This window comes from Streptomyces sp. NPDC051738 (assembly GCF_044453205.1).
GTDB lineage: Bacteria > Actinomycetota > Actinomycetes > Streptomycetales > Streptomycetaceae > Streptomyces.
Genome location: NZ_JBITCM010000018.1, coordinates 116,420 through 130,961, shown reverse-complemented (window position 1 = coordinate 130,961; position 14,542 = coordinate 116,420). Strand labels below are relative to the sequence as shown.

Sequence of the window (14,542 nt, the reverse complement as noted above, 5' to 3'; positions counted from 1 at the left end):
GGCCTCGCGCTCACCGCCGCCGGCCGGTCTCCCACGTCACCCTGGGTTACCGCCCTCCGTCACGCCCGCCCGTGCGCCTCCTGCGAGCGTCGTGCCAGTGCGTCGATGACCACGGCGGCGAAGAGCACCCCGCCCGTGATCATGAACTGGACGGCGGTGGGGGTGTCCGTGATCACCATGCCCGACGCGATCGACTGGATGACCAGCATGCCGAGCACCGCGGACCAGGTCGTACCGCGTCCCCCGAACAGGCTGGTGCCGCCGATGACGGCCGCCGCGATGGCGTTGAGCAGCAGCAGACCCGAGCCCGCTCCCTGACTCACCGAGGTGATGCGCGAGGCCAGGAACAGGCCGCCGAGCGCGGCCATGGTGCCGGAGACGGCGAGCACGGCGGTCTGCACACCGGTCACGTTGAGGCTGGCGCGACGGGCCGCCTCGATGCTGCCGCCGAGCGCGTAGACCTGCCGTCCGTAGTGCGTGCGGCGCAGCACGATGTCGAGTACGGCCACCACCACGAGGAAGATCAGCAGGGCGAGCGGCAGCCCCTGGAACCGGTTGAGCAGGTACGCGGCGGTGAACGCCACCGCCGCGAGGACCGCCGTACGCACGATGACCCCCTTCAGCGAGCGGTGCGGCATGCCCACCGCCATGCGCCGCCGCCGGTCCTGGTGGGACACCAGGAAGACCAGGCCCGTGCCGACCGCCGCCAGACCGTAGGCGGCGGCGTCGTGGGTGAAGTAGTAGCTCGTCAGCTGGGCGACGAGCCCGTTCTCGTCGAGGTTCACGGTGCCGCTGGTCCCGAGGATGTAGAGCATGAGGCCGTTGAAGGTCAGCAGCCCCGCGAGGGTGATGACGAAGGCCGGTACCCGGGTCTTGGCGACGGAGTAGCCCTGGAGGGTTCCCGCCAGGGTGCCCGCGAGCACCGCGCTGACGAAGGCGAGCCACTCCGGCACGCCGTTGTTCACGTTCAGAACGGCGAAGACGGCGGCGGCGAGACCGCTGATCGAGCCGACCGACAGATCGAGCTCACCGATCAGCAGGACGAAGACGATGCCGACGGCGATCAGACCCGTACCGACGATGTCCACGCTGAGATTGGACAGGTTCCGCGGTGACAGGAAGCTGCTGTTGAGGGACTGGAAGGTGATCCAGACGGCGGCGAGGACCAGGACGACCGGGAGCGAGCCCAGTTCACCGGCGCTCAGCTTGCGCCGCAGAACGGCGACCGAGCTGTCGAGGAGCTGGCCGAGGGCCGCGGCACGGGGCGGTCGGCCGGTCTTGGCGGTGGGCGCGGAAGGTGCGGACGCCTCCGTCTCGCCGTGCATCCCTTTCACCACCCTGTCTCCCGATGGGCCATGGGGCGCGGCACGTTCTCCGTGGCGCCGGTGACGGAGGCGATGATCTGTTCCTGGGACGCGGTGTTCACGTCGAAGAAGCCGTTGTTGCGGCCGAGCCGCAGCACGGCGGCCCGGTCCGCCAGAGCCTTGACATCGCCCATGTTGTGGCTGATGAGCAGCACCCCGAGACCCCGGTCGCGCAGCTGGTCCACCAGGTCCAGGACCTCGCTGGTCTGCTCGAACCCGAGCGCCGCGGTCGGTTCGTCCAGGAGGAGGATGCGTGGGTCGCCGAGGAGCGAGCGGGCGATGGCGACCGTCTGCCGCTGGCCGCTGGACAGGGAGACGACGGGGGCGCGCAGATCGGGAACCCCCCTGGTCAGCCGCTCCAGGAGCCGACTGGTGCGCCGCTCCATCTCCACCTCGTCGAGGAAGCCGTACCTGCGCACCTCCCGGCCGAGGAAGAGATTGCCCACCACGTCGAGGTTCCCGCACAGCGCGAGGTCCTGGTAGACGGTGGCGATGCCCAGGTCCCGGGCGTCGTGCGGGCGTCTGATCTGGACCGGCCGGCCCTCCCACTCGATGACGCCCTTGTCCGCCGGGGTCACTCCGGAGATCACCTTGACCAGGGTCGACTTGCCGGCCCCGTTGTCACCCAGCAGCGCGACGACCTGCCCCGCGCGGATCTCCAGTTCGATGTCGGAGAGGACCTCGACAGCCCCGAAGCGCTTGCACACGCCGCGCAGCGCCAGCAAGGGGGGACTCGGCACGAACACCATCTCCTTCCCGAGACCGGGCCGGCACCGGAGCCGGCCGGTCAGGTGAGTCCGGCCCTGGCACAGGCGGCGTCGAGTTGTGGGATGCAGATCTGCCGGATCGTGTACACACCGTCCTTCACCACGGTGTCCTCGATAGTCTCGACGGTCACGGACACGGGGGTGAGCAGGACGGCCGGAACCGTGCTCCCCGTGCTGGTCCGCACCGTGTCCTGGGCGACCCGGTCGAGGCTCTCGCCGCGGGCCGCGGCCACGGCCAGCGCGGCGCCCGCGGAGGCCTCGGGCGCGAAGGGCTTGTATACGGTCATGTACTGCTCGCCGGCCACGATCCGCCGCACGGCTCCGAGCTCGGCGTCCTGCCCGGTGACCGGCGGCAGCGGGTCGACCTTGTTGGCCTTGAGCGCGGCGATGCTGCCGGCCGCGAGGCCGTCGTTGGCGGCGTAGACCCCGTCGATGTTGTCGGCGCCGAGGGCGGAGATGGCGCCGGACATGTTCATGTGGGCGGCCTCCGTACGCCATTGGCGGGTCTCGTACTCCTTGGAGATCTGGACCCTGCCCTGGAGCTCGGCCAGGGCGCCCTTCTTGAACGACACCGCGTTGGGGTCGCTGGGATCGCCGTTCATCATGACGATCCGGTCGCCGGTCGCCCGGTCGCTCATGGCCTGCAGCAACGCCCTGCCCTGGAGTCTGCCGACCTCCTCGCCGTCGAAGGAGGCGTACGCCGCGATGGGGCCCTCGGCCAGGCGGTCGTAGGCGATGACGGGGATGCCGGCATCGTCCGCCTTGGTGACCGTGGGGCGCAGTGAGCGGGCGTCGACGGCCACGAGCAGAATGGCGTCGACCCCCTCGGTGATCATCGAGTCCATCTGGGCCTGCTGGATGGCCACATCGTTCTTGGCGTTGGCGTGCTCGACCTCGCAGTCCGCGCACAGCTCCTTGATCTGCCGGTCGAGCAGCGGCCGGTCGTTCGTCTCCCAGCGGGCCGTGGTGGCGTCCGGGAGCAGTACGCCGATCCGCGGCTGGTTCCCCCTGCCGGAGTCGCTGCTACCGCTCTCCCCGCAGGCCGCGAGCGCGGCGGCCGAGGCGGCCGCGGTCACCGCGACGACCGCCCCCCGTACGCAGGCCTTCATGCGAGAGACCTCCCTCGCCCGGACCGTACTACGGAAGACAGGAGGACATACTGGATGAACTGTGACAGATCGACTATGTCGTAAGTGTGGCACCGGCCGCGATGAACTGCGAACGCGGTCACCGTGGAGTCCGGGCGGGTCCCGGGTGGTCCCTGGGGGGTTCCTGATTATCCCCGGGTGGTAGGGGAATCATGCCGATCTGTCTGCTTCGCCCCTGTGTGAGACGCTGGTAGCGGAGCGCCCCCGATCTCAGTCCGTCGGCACCTGTGGCCTCGGGGCGGGAGGAAGGTGCGGACATGCCTCATGACGGCCGTGCCCGGACCGGCGTCTCGCAGCTACGGGCATCGGAGCGCGGGGCCGCGGGCACCGGATCACCGCCTCCGGAGCACGAGGCCGCCTCGGGGGAGCGTGCCCTGACGTTCGCCGGAGCGGCGCTGGCGGCTGTCTACGCGCCCGGTGCCGGGGAGGCGGAGCTACGGCTGGTGGAGACGGCCGGAGACGGCGCCGCCCAGTACGGCCTGCCGAAGCTGCTGCCCCTGACCGGTGACTCACCCGCCGCGCGGGCCCTGCGCGCCGACCGGCCGCTCTGGCTGAACCCCGCGGCCCTCACCGCCTACGACGACGAGGGAGTGCCGACACCGCCACGTGGCCGGACGTCACTGGGCGCGCTGCCCCTCAGGGCGGCGGGCGGACGGCTGGGCTGCCTAGTCGTCGTGGGGACATCGGCCGACGGATTCGACCGCGAGCAGCGGCGCTTCCTGGAGCGGTACGCCGACTCCGTCGCCGATCTGCTCAGGGCCGGCGCGGACCACCCCGGGCCGCCCTCGCTGCTGGGCCCCGCCCTGCGCGCGCTGCGTGTCGGCTCCTTCGTCCTGGTGCCGGACACCGGCGTGATCGACGCCGACGACACGCTGCTCGGGCTGGTCGGCATCACCCCCGCCGACTTCGACGGCAAGGCCGACACCCTGCTCGCGAACGCCCTCCCGGAGGACATGCACGCGCTGATGTCCGTCCTGGAGCCGTCCACCCCCGAGTCCGCCCGGCGCGAGCTGGAGTTCCGGGTCCGCCACCCCACGGGCGAGGTGCGCTGGCTGAGCCTGCGGTGCCGGGTGGCGGCGAGCGCCGACGACCGGCCGCAGCAGCTGCTGGGCGTGGTGACGGCGACCTCGGTGCAGCGCCGCAGCGCGGACGACGTGTCCCGGATCCAGTGGCTGACCGCCGCACTCGACGACGCCTCGACGGTCCAGGACGTCGGCCGCGTGGTGGTCACCGCACTGCGCGAACCGCTGGCCGCCGACCGGGTGGCCCTCGCCGAACTGCGGGAGGACCGGCTGGCGGTGATCGTGCTCGACCCGCCGCAGCCCCCCGCCTGGCCGGAGACCTGGCGTGCCCAGTGGCGCTCGGAGTGGCCCGACGCCCCGGTGCGCGCCCTGCCCACCCTCCAACTGGCGCTGCGGGACGGGCGGATGGACCTGTGGCCCGCCGGCACGGCCCTCGAACCGGGACTCGCCGGCATCGGCGCCGGAGGCCTGGCCGTCATGCCGCTGCCCGTCAAGGGAGGGGTCATCGGTGTGTGCCTGGTCGGCTGGGACCAGCCGCACGAGTTCGCCACCGAGGAGCGGTCCGTGCTGACCGCGACCGCCGCGCTGGTCGGGCAGGCCCTCGAACGGGCGCACGCCTACGACGCCGAGCAGGAACTCGCGACGCTGCTGCAGCGCAGCCTGCTGCCCCGGCGGCTGCCCCGGCTCCCCGGCGGCACGGCCGTCGCCCGCTATCTGCCGGCCCGGCGCGGACTGCAGGTCGGCGGTGACTGGTACGACGTCATCGTCATCTCCGAGGACCGGGTGGCCCTGGTCATCGGCGATGTGCAGGGGCACAGCGCCGGAGCCGCGACGATCATGGGCCAGATGCGCACCGCGGTGCGGGCGTACGCGGTGGAGGGCCATCCGCCGGACGTGGTCGTCTCCCACGCCAACCGGCTGCTGGTCGGCATGGAGACCGACCTCTTCGCCACCTGCTGCTATGTCGAACTGGACATGGAGGAGGGCAACGCGCTGTTCGTGCGGGCCGGGCACCTCTCCCCGCTGATCCGCCACCCCGACGGCACCACCGAGGAGGTACAGGTCGAGGGAGGGCTCCCGCTGGGCGTGCTCGCCGAGGCCGAGTTCCCCATGACCGCGGCGGCACTGACCCCGGGCACGGTGCTCGCCCTGGTCACCGACGGCCTGGTCGAGGCCGCCGACCTTCCCCTGGACGAGGGGATGGACCGGACACGCCTCGCGCTCGCCGCGGCCGACCCGGCCGACCCGGGGCGGATGGCGGACGAACTGCTCGGCGACGAGGGCCGCCGCGAGGACGACGTCGCGCTGTTGCTGCTGCGCTACGACGGCATGACGGCCCGCCCGATCCGGGCCGGCTGGGAGGTGTGGCGGCTGCCCGATGCCGTCATGCACGCCCGCCGTTTCACGGCACGCACCCTGCGCCGGTGGAAGGTCGCGGAAGCCGCCGACGGGGTACTGCTCGTCGTGTCCGAACTGGTCACCAACGCCTTGGTGCACACGCAGGGATCGGTACGCCTCGACCTGATCCTCCGCGGCGACCTGGTCCGCGTGAGCGTGACCGACGCCTCGCCGCGTGCCCCCGCCAAACCGGTGATCGTGGACTGGGAGTCGACCGGCGGCCGGGGCCTGTTGCTGGTCGAGGCCATGTCGGACACCTTCGGCTCCGTGCCGGTGGCCGGCGGCAAGCAGGTGTGGAGCGAGATCCGCGTGCCACGACCCGAGCCGGTCCTCGCGGACTCGGTGCCGCCAGGGGACCCAGGGGGCCTGCCATGACGACCCGCACCCATGCCCGTACCGGTTTCCGCACCCGCACCCGTATCCGTAGGCGGCAGGTCGTCGCGGCGCTAGTCGCCGGACTCCTGGCGATGTCCCTGGCCGCCTGCGGGGGAGAGAACGAAGCGGGGTCGGACAGCTTCACGATCGGCCTGCTGTTCCCGAACCGAGTGACCCCTCGCTGGGAGAGGTGGGACAAGCCGCTGATCGAGCGGCAACTGAAGGAGTCGTGTCCTCGGTGCACCGTGGTGTACGCCAACGCCGGGGGCGACGCGGTCACGCAACGGCAACAGATGATCTCCATGATCACCAAGGGGGCCAGGGTCCTGATCCTCGACCCCGCCGACAGCAAGGCGATGCGCTCCACGGTCCAGGAGGCACGTAAGGCGGGTGCCTCGGTCATCGCCTATGACCGGCTCACCGAAGGACCGATCTCGGGCTATGTCAGTTTCGACGGCGCGCAGGTCGGCAGGCTCCAGGGCGAGGCGCTCCTGGAGGCCATGGGGGGCGGCGGGAACATCGTCATGATGAACGGCGACCCGACCAGCGCCAACGCGGCGTGGTTCCGCAGGGGCGCGCTGTCCGTCATCTCGGGCAAGCTGAGGATCGCCAGGTCGTACGACACCGCGGCCTGGAGCACCGACAACGCCCACGCCAACATGTCCGCCGCCATCGCGGCCCTGGGCGGGGACCGGATCGGCGGTGTCCTGGCCGCCAACGACTCCATCGCCGCGGGAGTCATTGCCGCTCTCAAGACGGCCGGAGTCAGGCCGCTTCCCCCCGTGACCGGCCAGGATGCCGACCTCGACGCCGTGCAGCGCATCATCAAGGGCGAGCAGTACATGACGGTGTACAAACCGTTCTTGGCGGAAGCCTCCGCGGCCGCCGACATGGCCGTCGCCCTGGGGCGTGGCGAGGACGTCCGGGACATGGCCACGACGACGTTGGACAGCGCCACCACCGAGGACATCCCGGCCGTACTGCTCACCCCGAGAACGGTGAAGGTCGGGAACATCAAGGAGACACTCGTCAAGGACGGCGTGTACACCATCGAGCAGATCTGCACCCGCAAGATCCGGCCCGCCTGCACGCAGGCCGGACTCTCCCCGTGAGGCCTTCGCGCCCCGCCCCCCCCCCGCGGGCTCGGTCGAGGACCGAACCCGGCGTACGGGCGACGGACCGCATCCGCCGCCCGCCCCCGGGCCCGCATCCGGCTCAGGGCAACTCGGCCCGAGCCGGGCTGTCGTCGAGGAATCCACCCGACTGGTGCTGCCACAGCTTGGCGTAGGCGCCCTCCGCCGTGAGCAGTTCGTCGTGGGTGCCTTGCTCGACGATCTGTCCGCGGTCGAGGACGACGAGCCGGTCCATGCCGGCGACCGTGCTCAGCCGGTGCGCCACCACGAGCGCCGTCCGCCCGTCCATGAGCCGCCACAGCGCCTCCTGGACGAGGATCTCGCTCTCCGAGTCCAGCGCGCTGGTCGCCTCGTCGAGCAGCAGGATCGGCGCGTCCCGCAGGATCGCCCGGGCCAGAGCCACCCGCTGGCGCTGACCGCCGGACAGCTTGACGCCACGCTCGCCCACCATGGTGTCGAAGCCGTACGGCAGCGCGTCGGCGAACTCCGTGACGTGCGCCGCCTCCGCCGCCCGGCGGATCTCGGCCTCGGTGGCATCCGGCCGGGCGAACGCGATGTTGTCCCGCAAAGTGCGGTGGAACATCGCCGGGTCCTGCGGCACATAGGCCATCAGACCGCGCAGATCGGCCTGGCGCAGCCGGCTGATGTCCTGACCGCCGACCAGGATCCGACCGGAGTCGACGTCCGTCATCCGTAACAGCAACCGGGTCAGCGTCGTCTTGCCGCCACCGGACCGGCCCACCAGGCCGATCTTCGAGCCGGCGGCCACATCCAGGTCGAGGCCCTCGAACAGCGGCCGGCCACCGGCATGGGCGAAGACCACCCGCTCGAAGCGGACATCGGCGGCCCCGCCCACCACAGGCTCCGGCGACGGCGGGTCGAGCACCGTCGGCGGCGCCAACAGCAGTTCGGTGAACTGCGCCGCCTCCGTCATCGAGCTCTCCAGCCGACGGTAGATCTGGTTGAACTCGAACATGATCCGCGTCGCGTTGCTGTAGTAGGTGAAGGCCACCACGATCGCCTCCACACCGTGCGCGCCCCCGCCGAGCGTGACCGCGAGCAGCAGCCCCAGCGCGTTGGTCAGCGCCGACATCGGCGCGACCAGCGTGTCGATGCGCAGATTGCCGTAGTCCCACGACCGCAGCGTGAGCCGCCGCGAGGCCGCGACGCGGGCGCGGTGCTCGGCCGCCTCGCGCCCCTCGGCGGCGAACGCCCGCACCGTGTCCATGTTCATCAGGCTGTCGGCGACATGGCCCGACACCCGGGCGATCGCCTCCTCACGCTCGTCGACGAGCGCCTGGCGGCGCCGGATGAGCGGCACCACGCACACGGCCGTCACGGCGATCATCACCAGCAGCCCGACCACGAGCAGAGGTTCGTACCGCCACAGCACCACCGCCCCGAACGCCAGCGGCACGAAGCTGCCCACGATCTGGAACGTCAGCGTGTCGACGAACTGCTCGAAACGCGAGGCGAAGCTCAGGACGCGCTTGGTCAGCGACCCGGCGAAGTTGTCGTGGAAGAACGCGGCGTCCTTGGCGAACAACTCGTCCATCCCGATCACATACAGGTGCTCGATGCCCAGGGCGTCGAGGCGGTTCAGACAGTGCAGGGCGACGCGCCACAGCCCCTCCGCGAGCAGCAGCACCCCGACGAAGCCGAGGACGTACGGCAGCGCCGAGCCGACGGTGACACCCTTGTCCTCGGCGATGTCACCCACGAGCTTGGCGACGATCAGCGGCGCGATGTAGTTGATTCCGATGTTGCCCAGCGCCGAGAGCAGCATCGTGGGTACGGTCAGCCGGCGGAGCCTGGCCAACTCCCGTCCGTAGTAGCGAAGTGCGAGCAGTACCGAGCGTTTGCCCGGTTGGACCTTGCGTGATTGAAGCGGTTCCATCCCAACCCTGTGTTGTTCTGCGGCAGCCTGCCACGCGTCCACGCGGGCAGGGGTCATCGCCGGCGACGGCCGTGTGAGTTCGGGTTCGAGTGCGGAAGTGTCCCGCGACGGCGACCGCGCAGTCCAAGTGTTTTCCGGTCGGGAAACGGCCCTCGGGAGCAGGTCGCAACGGTGTCGGTCACCGGTCTCGGACCCCTGCCTTCACCGCACCGGACCCGCACGGTATGCAGGGACACCACAGCCCCAACTCCCCAGGCCCACGGAGGACTTCGTGCGACTCCTGCCCCGCTCCCCGTCCGGCTGGACCATGGCCGTGTTCGGTGTCCTCGCCGCCGTCATGGGCGTCGTCGGGCTCATCGCCCCGGACGCCCTGCTCACCGTCATGGGCTTCACCCGTGTAGGGGACGCCGGGCGTGCGGAGGGAGATCACACACTGGTCTTCCTGACCGCGTCCTCGATGGCGGCACTCAACATGGGCGTGTACTACGTCCTGGCCGCCCTCTCCGACTGGCGGGCCTTCTTCCGCTGGACGGTCCCGTTCCGCCTGCTGACCTGCACGGTCTTCACCCTGGCGGTGCTCGGCGGCCGTGCCCCGTCCGGCCTCCTCGGCGTGGGCCTGTGGGAGGGGCTCGGCGCACTGGTCACGGCCGCGGCCCTCCGCCACGACAAGCGGCGCAAGGCACTCGCCGGCGCCGAAGAGCCGCCTGCCGCCGGGGACGAGCGAGGTCTCATATGAAGGGCGGCGGCGGGAGGTCGGGCGCCGGTTCGTCCGCACGACGGTGAGCGCGGCGGCGCCGCCGGCGCGACAGGCAAGCTGATCCCTGCCGCCCCTCCGCGCCGCCGTCGGCGGTCACTTCAGGACCGTCTCCCAGGTGTCGACGGCGTAGCGGACCGTCAACCCGTGCCGCGCGTAAAGGGCGGGAGCCCCCGTGGTGTTGGCGGTGTCCACGCCGAGCCCGACCGTCTCCCGTCCGCGCGCGGCGAAGGCCCCGAAGGCGTGCCGCAGCAGCAGCCCGCCGAGACCCCGGCCACGGGCCTCGCGCAGAACTCCGATGCTCCGGATCCAGCCCAGAGCCTCCCGGTCGTCGCGGGCGAGGAGGAACCCGGCATCTCCCAGCTCCTCGGTGCCGACGATCCACACCAGCGACCAATCGAGCACGTCGGCGTCAACGTCCTCCAGCCACTGGTCGTAGGTACGCGCCTGGAAGTCGAAGTGCTGGGCGAAGCTCGACTGGTACAGCGCATGCACCCGCGCACGATCCGCCTCGTCGACACATGCGCGCACCCGTACGCCGGGCGGAGCCTCCGGCACGACGTCCTCGGCCACGTCGAGTGGCCGGTGCAGCACGTGATAGCGCCGTACGACGCACCAGCCCCGCTGCTCGATCAGCCCCGTGTCGAGCGTGGGCTCCGTGTTGAGGTGCAGATGCACCACCGCCCTCGCCGCGCCGTTCGCCCGGGCCTTGTCCAGGGCCCGTGCCTCCATCGCGTCCAGCAGAAGTTCCCCCGCCTGCTGGTGCTCGGGCAGCACATAGTGATCGATGTCGACGCGCTCACCCCCCGACTCGTCCCACAGCAGCCCGTAGGCCACCAGCTGGTCGCCGTCGAAGGCCAGCCAGGAGTCGCGCTCCAGCACGATGTCGGACCGCTTCAGATCGGCCTCGACGATGTGCAGGTCGGTCTCGGGCCGACCGATCTCCAACCGGTCGATGTCGTTGAGCAGGTCGGTGACGGCGGCCGCGTCGTCGAGGCCGGCGGGGCGTATGACGTAGGACATGGGCTCAGGGTCCGGGGGAGGGGAGGACGGCCGCAACGGGTTTTCGACGGCGGCCACCCTCCGTTCCCGGCTCCGGCGCCCGCCCTGACGAACACGAACTGGTACTGACGAACCACGCGGGCCAGGGGACCGTCCTTCAAGACATCATGCTCACCAACACCAACACCAACACCGGCCCCCTGGCCTCCTCGATACGTCAGCTGCTCGACTTCGCCTGGACGCAGACCCGGTCCTGCGCCTTCGCCATCGCCCTGCTCTCCGGCGTGGCCGCGTCCACCCTGCTGCCCGGCCTCCCCGTGGCCCGCTACGACCTGCTCGTCGTCTACGGCGTGCTGCTCAGCCTCCTGTTCTGGCTGCGCGGCTGGGAGAACGGCCGGGACATCGCCGTGATCGCCCTCTGCCATGTCATCGGGCTGGCCTTCGAGCTGGTGAAGGTGTCCCTCGGTTCGTGGAGCTACCCGGAACCCGCCGTGCTGAAGTTCGCGGGCGTCCCGCTGTACGGAGGGTTCCTCTACGCGGCCGTCGGCAGCTACGTCTGCCGGGGCTGGCGCCTGTTCGACCTGGAGCTGGTCCGCTACCGGCCGCGTACGACAGCGGTCGTGGCCGCGGCGATCTACGTCAACTTCTTCAGCCACCACTGGCTGCCCGACATGCGCTGGCTCCTGGCCGGCCTGCTCCTGGCCGTCACTGCGGGCACGTCCGTGCGCTACACGGTCCGCGGGGTACGCCGCCGGATGCCGCTGGCGCTGTCGTTCGTCCTGATCGGCTTCTTCCTCTGGGTCGCCGAGAACCTCGCCACCTACCTGGGCGCCTGGCGCTACCCCTACCAGCTGCACGGCTGGGAGCCCGTGGGAGTGGAGAAGTTCGGCGCCTGGTCCCTGCTGATCAGCGTTACCTTCGTCCTGGCGGCGGTGACCCGCCCGAACCGCCGTCGTGAGACCCACCGCACGCGTGTCCCGACGCAGGGAGGATCGTGAACGCGCGACTGCTGGAACGGGGCGCGGTCTTCGTGGCGCGGTGGGCGCTCAGCCAGGAGGGGGCGCCGATGAGCGGGCGCGCCTCGGTCGTGCTGCCCGTGGTGCGCGGCGACGGGAGCCGGGCCGCGCTGAAACTCCAGGATGTCGACGACGAGACGGCCGGTGAGGGGCTCGCGCTACGGACCTGGGGCGGCGACGGGGCCGTACACCTGCTGGCGGAGGACCCGGAGACAGGCACGCTGCTGCTCGAACGGCTCGACGAGGACCGGCCGTTGTTCACCGTCCCCGATGTGATGGACGCGACCCGGATCCTCGCGGAGCTGCTCGCGCGGCTGACGGCGGTTCCGGCACCGGCGGGGCTGCGGCGGCTGGACGCGGTCGTGGCGGGCCTGTTCGAGCGGCTGCCGCCGGTACTCGCGGAGCTGGAGAGCAGGGGCGCTGACGAGGACGCCCGCCTGCTGAAGGACTGTGCGGCGGCCCTGCGCGAGGTCGCGGACGAGACGGGGGACCGGTTGCTGCACTGGGACCTGCACTTCGAGAATGTGCTTGCCGCCGGCCGCGAACCCTGGCTGGCGATCGATCCGAAGCCGCTGGCGGGGGACCCGTGCTTCGAGGTGCTGCCCGCACTGTGGAGCCGCTTCGGCGAGGGCCGGTTGACGCGCCGCTTCGATCTGCTGACGGAGGCGTTGGGCGTGGACCGCGAGCGGGCACGGGCCTGGACCCTGGGGCGGGTGCTGCAAGGCTCCCTGTGGCGGGTGGAGGCGGGACAGGTGCCGAACACCGAGCAGCTCGCGATCGCAGAGATGCTCCTGGGGCGTCGGGCTTCCGCCGGCTGACGGAACTGCTCGCAGGGTGACGCCGACCGGCCGGGGGCACCATGGGCACCCCCGGCCGCCAACCGCTACTTGCTCGTCGGCGCCGCCTGCTGCACGACCTCGAAGGACCACAGCGTGGACCCGCTGGCCGCCGGCTTGGGGCGTTCGGCGTTCTCCGCGCCGCCGCCCTGGTGGGCCGCCTTCATCGGTCCCTCCATCCAGGCCTGGAAGGACTCCTCGTCACGCCAGCGCGTGTAGACGAGGTACTGGTCGGTGCCTTCGACCGGCCGCAGGAGTTCGAACCACTCGAAACCGTCGGAGCCCTCCACGGCGTGCGCACGCGAGGCGAACCGCTTCTCGAGCGTCTCGCGCTGCTCGGCGGGGACGGTCAGTACGTTGATCTTGACTACGCTCATGGCCCTCATCCTGCCGCACGCCCTCGGGCCGCCGGACAGCGACTCGGCCCGCACCGCCCCGATGGCGCGCCGCGAGTGGCGCCCCCGTCGCCGGGGGCGCCGCCCGATCAGGCCGTGTGCAGGGTCAGCCCGTAGCGGTTGAGGATCTCGTTGACCGGCTGGAACCAGGTCTCCCCGCCGCCGGAGCAGTTGCCCCAGCCGCCCGAGGTGACCCCCTGCGCCTGGTCACCGCTGATGAAGGAGCCGCCGGAGTCGCCGGGTTCGGCACAGACGCTGGTCTTGGTCATCTGGTGCACCGCGCCCTGGCTGTAGTTGACCGTCTCGTTCTTGGCCAGCACCGTCCCGCAGTGCCAGTGCGTGGTGGAGCCGGAGCGGCATATGGAGCTGCCGACGGGCGCCTCGCCCGAGCCACGTACGAGCTGGTCCGGGACCGTGCCCCAGCCGAGGACCACCGGCACGGTCCACCAGCCGCTGCCGACGCTCACCCAGGCGTAGTCGTCGCCGGGGAACGACGAGCCCCGGAACGAGCCGACATGGCTGCCGTCCCAGCCCCTGACCCCGGCCCCCGCCTGGCCGCAGTGGCCCGCCGTGACGAACCCGCCGTGCACGGAGAAGCCTATGGAACAGCGGACGTTGCCCGTGTAGTACGGGTCGCCGCCGACCGTTCCCGCCGCGAAGGTGCGCGGAGCCGCGGCGACCGTCTCGACGGTGACCGGTCCGGCTGCCCGGGCACGGGAGACGAACCGCCGGACATCGTTGTCAGCCTGCCTGTCGCGTACGACGTTCACGACGACCGTGTTGGCCACCGGATCGACGTGCCAGCTGCTGACGCCCGAAGGCGCGGAGATGCGGTCGATACGGGCCTTGGCCGCGTCGAGTTCTCGCGCGCTGTGGGCGACGGTGCGCACCGCCGCTCCGGTGGCCCGGACCTTCCGTACGGTCGCGGGCGGGGCGTCCGACGTGACCGCCACGGTCAGCCGCTCGCTCTCCGGGGCGAACCAGGCGCCGCCGTAGGCGGACCCGGCGGCTTTTCGTGCCTTCGATGTGCGGTCCATGGCGGTGCGCTCCGCGGCCAGTCGCGCCTCGGCCTGCCGCTTCGACAGGCCGAGGTCCTGCTGCATCGCCTCCAGTAGTCCGGCGGAGGCGGGTTCGGCGTCGGCCGCCGAGAGGGAGTCGTTCGCCGAGGGGGAGTCGTTCGCCGAGGCGGGTCCGGTGCCGCTCGCGGTCCAGCCGCCGAGCATGAGGAGTACGGCCAGTCCCGCGTGCGTGAGTCTGATGCGTCTCAAAGGAGTTGCCCTTCGTCGTTCCAGCAAGGTGGGGTGGAACACCGCAAGCTGAGAGCGCTCTCATTCAGGGTCGGGCAGATCCTAGCGATGGCGGCGTGTCAGGTCCATACCAATGCACCCTTGAATGACTGATCGGCAGGGTCGCGAGCCCATGTTTCTTTAAATTA

The 14,542-nt window shown here is 71.2% G+C and carries 12 protein-coding genes; 5 read left to right on the top strand and 7 right to left on the bottom strand.

Annotation, left to right across the window (positions count from 1 at the left end; genetic code table 11):
* Nucleotides 1-59 precede the first annotated feature (59 nt).
* Genes ACIA8X_RS35045 through ACIA8X_RS35035 form a run of 3 tightly spaced genes read right to left on the bottom strand, consistent with a single transcriptional unit; the run spans nt 60 to nt 3,240 of the window.
* Complete coding sequence (locus tag ACIA8X_RS35045; protein ID WP_393446677.1) at nt 60-1,325, bottom strand: sugar ABC transporter permease; 1,266 nt, start codon at nt 1,323-1,325, stop codon at nt 60-62.
* A gap of 5 nt (nt 1,326-1,330) precedes the next feature.
* Nucleotides 1,331-2,113, bottom strand: a complete 783-nt coding sequence (locus tag ACIA8X_RS35040; RefSeq protein ID WP_393446675.1) for an ATP-binding cassette domain-containing protein — start codon at nt 2,111-2,113, stop codon at nt 1,331-1,333.
* A 38-nt stretch (nt 2,114-2,151) separates the two neighbouring features.
* The gene (locus tag ACIA8X_RS35035) at nt 2,152-3,240 is read right to left on the bottom strand and encodes a substrate-binding domain-containing protein (protein WP_393446673.1); all 1,089 of its coding nucleotides are present in this window, start codon (nt 3,238-3,240) and stop codon (nt 2,152-2,154) included.
* 296 nt (nt 3,241-3,536) lie between these two features.
* On the opposite strand from ACIA8X_RS35035, the gene ACIA8X_RS35030 reads away from it, so the two are divergent.
* Nucleotides 3,537-6,074 (top strand): SpoIIE family protein phosphatase, encoded by a 2,538-nt coding sequence (locus ACIA8X_RS35030; protein ID WP_393446671.1) that lies wholly within the window; start codon nt 3,537-3,539, stop codon nt 6,072-6,074.
* The gene (locus ACIA8X_RS35025) at nt 6,071-7,186 is read left to right on the top strand and encodes a sugar ABC transporter substrate-binding protein (protein WP_393446669.1); all 1,116 of its coding nucleotides are present in this window, start codon (nt 6,071-6,073) and stop codon (nt 7,184-7,186) included. Before ACIA8X_RS35030 ends, ACIA8X_RS35025 begins: the two co-directional genes overlap by 4 nt.
* A 103-nt stretch (nt 7,187-7,289) precedes the next feature.
* Here the strand turns inward: ACIA8X_RS35025 and ACIA8X_RS35020 are convergent, their stop codons facing one another.
* Nucleotides 7,290-9,104, bottom strand: coding sequence for an ABC transporter ATP-binding protein (locus ACIA8X_RS35020; RefSeq protein ID WP_393446667.1), 1,815 nt, complete (start codon nt 9,102-9,104; stop codon nt 7,290-7,292).
* A 307-nt stretch (nt 9,105-9,411) separates the two neighbouring features.
* On the opposite strand from ACIA8X_RS35020, the gene ACIA8X_RS35015 reads away from it, so the two are divergent.
* Nucleotides 9,412-9,840 (top strand): hypothetical protein, encoded by a 429-nt coding sequence (locus tag ACIA8X_RS35015; RefSeq protein ID WP_393447332.1) that lies wholly within the window; start codon nt 9,412-9,414, stop codon nt 9,838-9,840.
* A 114-nt stretch (nt 9,841-9,954) separates the two neighbouring features.
* Here the strand turns inward: ACIA8X_RS35015 and ACIA8X_RS35010 are convergent, their stop codons facing one another.
* The gene (locus ACIA8X_RS35010; RefSeq protein WP_393446665.1) at nt 9,955-10,881 is read right to left on the bottom strand and encodes a GNAT family N-acetyltransferase; all 927 of its coding nucleotides are present in this window, start codon (nt 10,879-10,881) and stop codon (nt 9,955-9,957) included.
* Between the two features lie 146 nt (nt 10,882-11,027).
* Here ACIA8X_RS35010 and ACIA8X_RS35005 point away from each other — a divergent pair, with 146 nt between their 5' ends.
* Complete coding sequence (locus ACIA8X_RS35005) at nt 11,028-11,858, top strand: DUF817 domain-containing protein (protein ID WP_393446663.1); 831 nt, start codon at nt 11,028-11,030, stop codon at nt 11,856-11,858.
* A complete protein-coding gene (locus tag ACIA8X_RS35000) occupies nt 11,855-12,694 on the top strand; it encodes an aminoglycoside phosphotransferase family protein (protein ID WP_393446661.1) in 840 nt (279 codons plus the stop codon). The genes ACIA8X_RS35005 and ACIA8X_RS35000 overlap by 4 nt, the downstream gene beginning before the upstream one ends.
* Nucleotides 12,695-12,759: 65 nt before the next feature.
* Here the strand turns inward: ACIA8X_RS35000 and ACIA8X_RS34995 are convergent, their stop codons facing one another.
* On the bottom strand, nt 12,760-13,089 hold the full coding sequence (locus ACIA8X_RS34995) for an antibiotic biosynthesis monooxygenase family protein (RefSeq protein WP_393446659.1): 330 nt from the start codon (nt 13,087-13,089) through the stop codon (nt 12,760-12,762).
* A gap of 107 nt (nt 13,090-13,196) precedes the next feature.
* Nucleotides 13,197-14,375, bottom strand: coding sequence for a S1 family peptidase (locus ACIA8X_RS34990; RefSeq protein WP_393446657.1), 1,179 nt, complete (start codon nt 14,373-14,375; stop codon nt 13,197-13,199).
* Between the last annotated feature and the right edge of the window lie 167 nt (nt 14,376-14,542).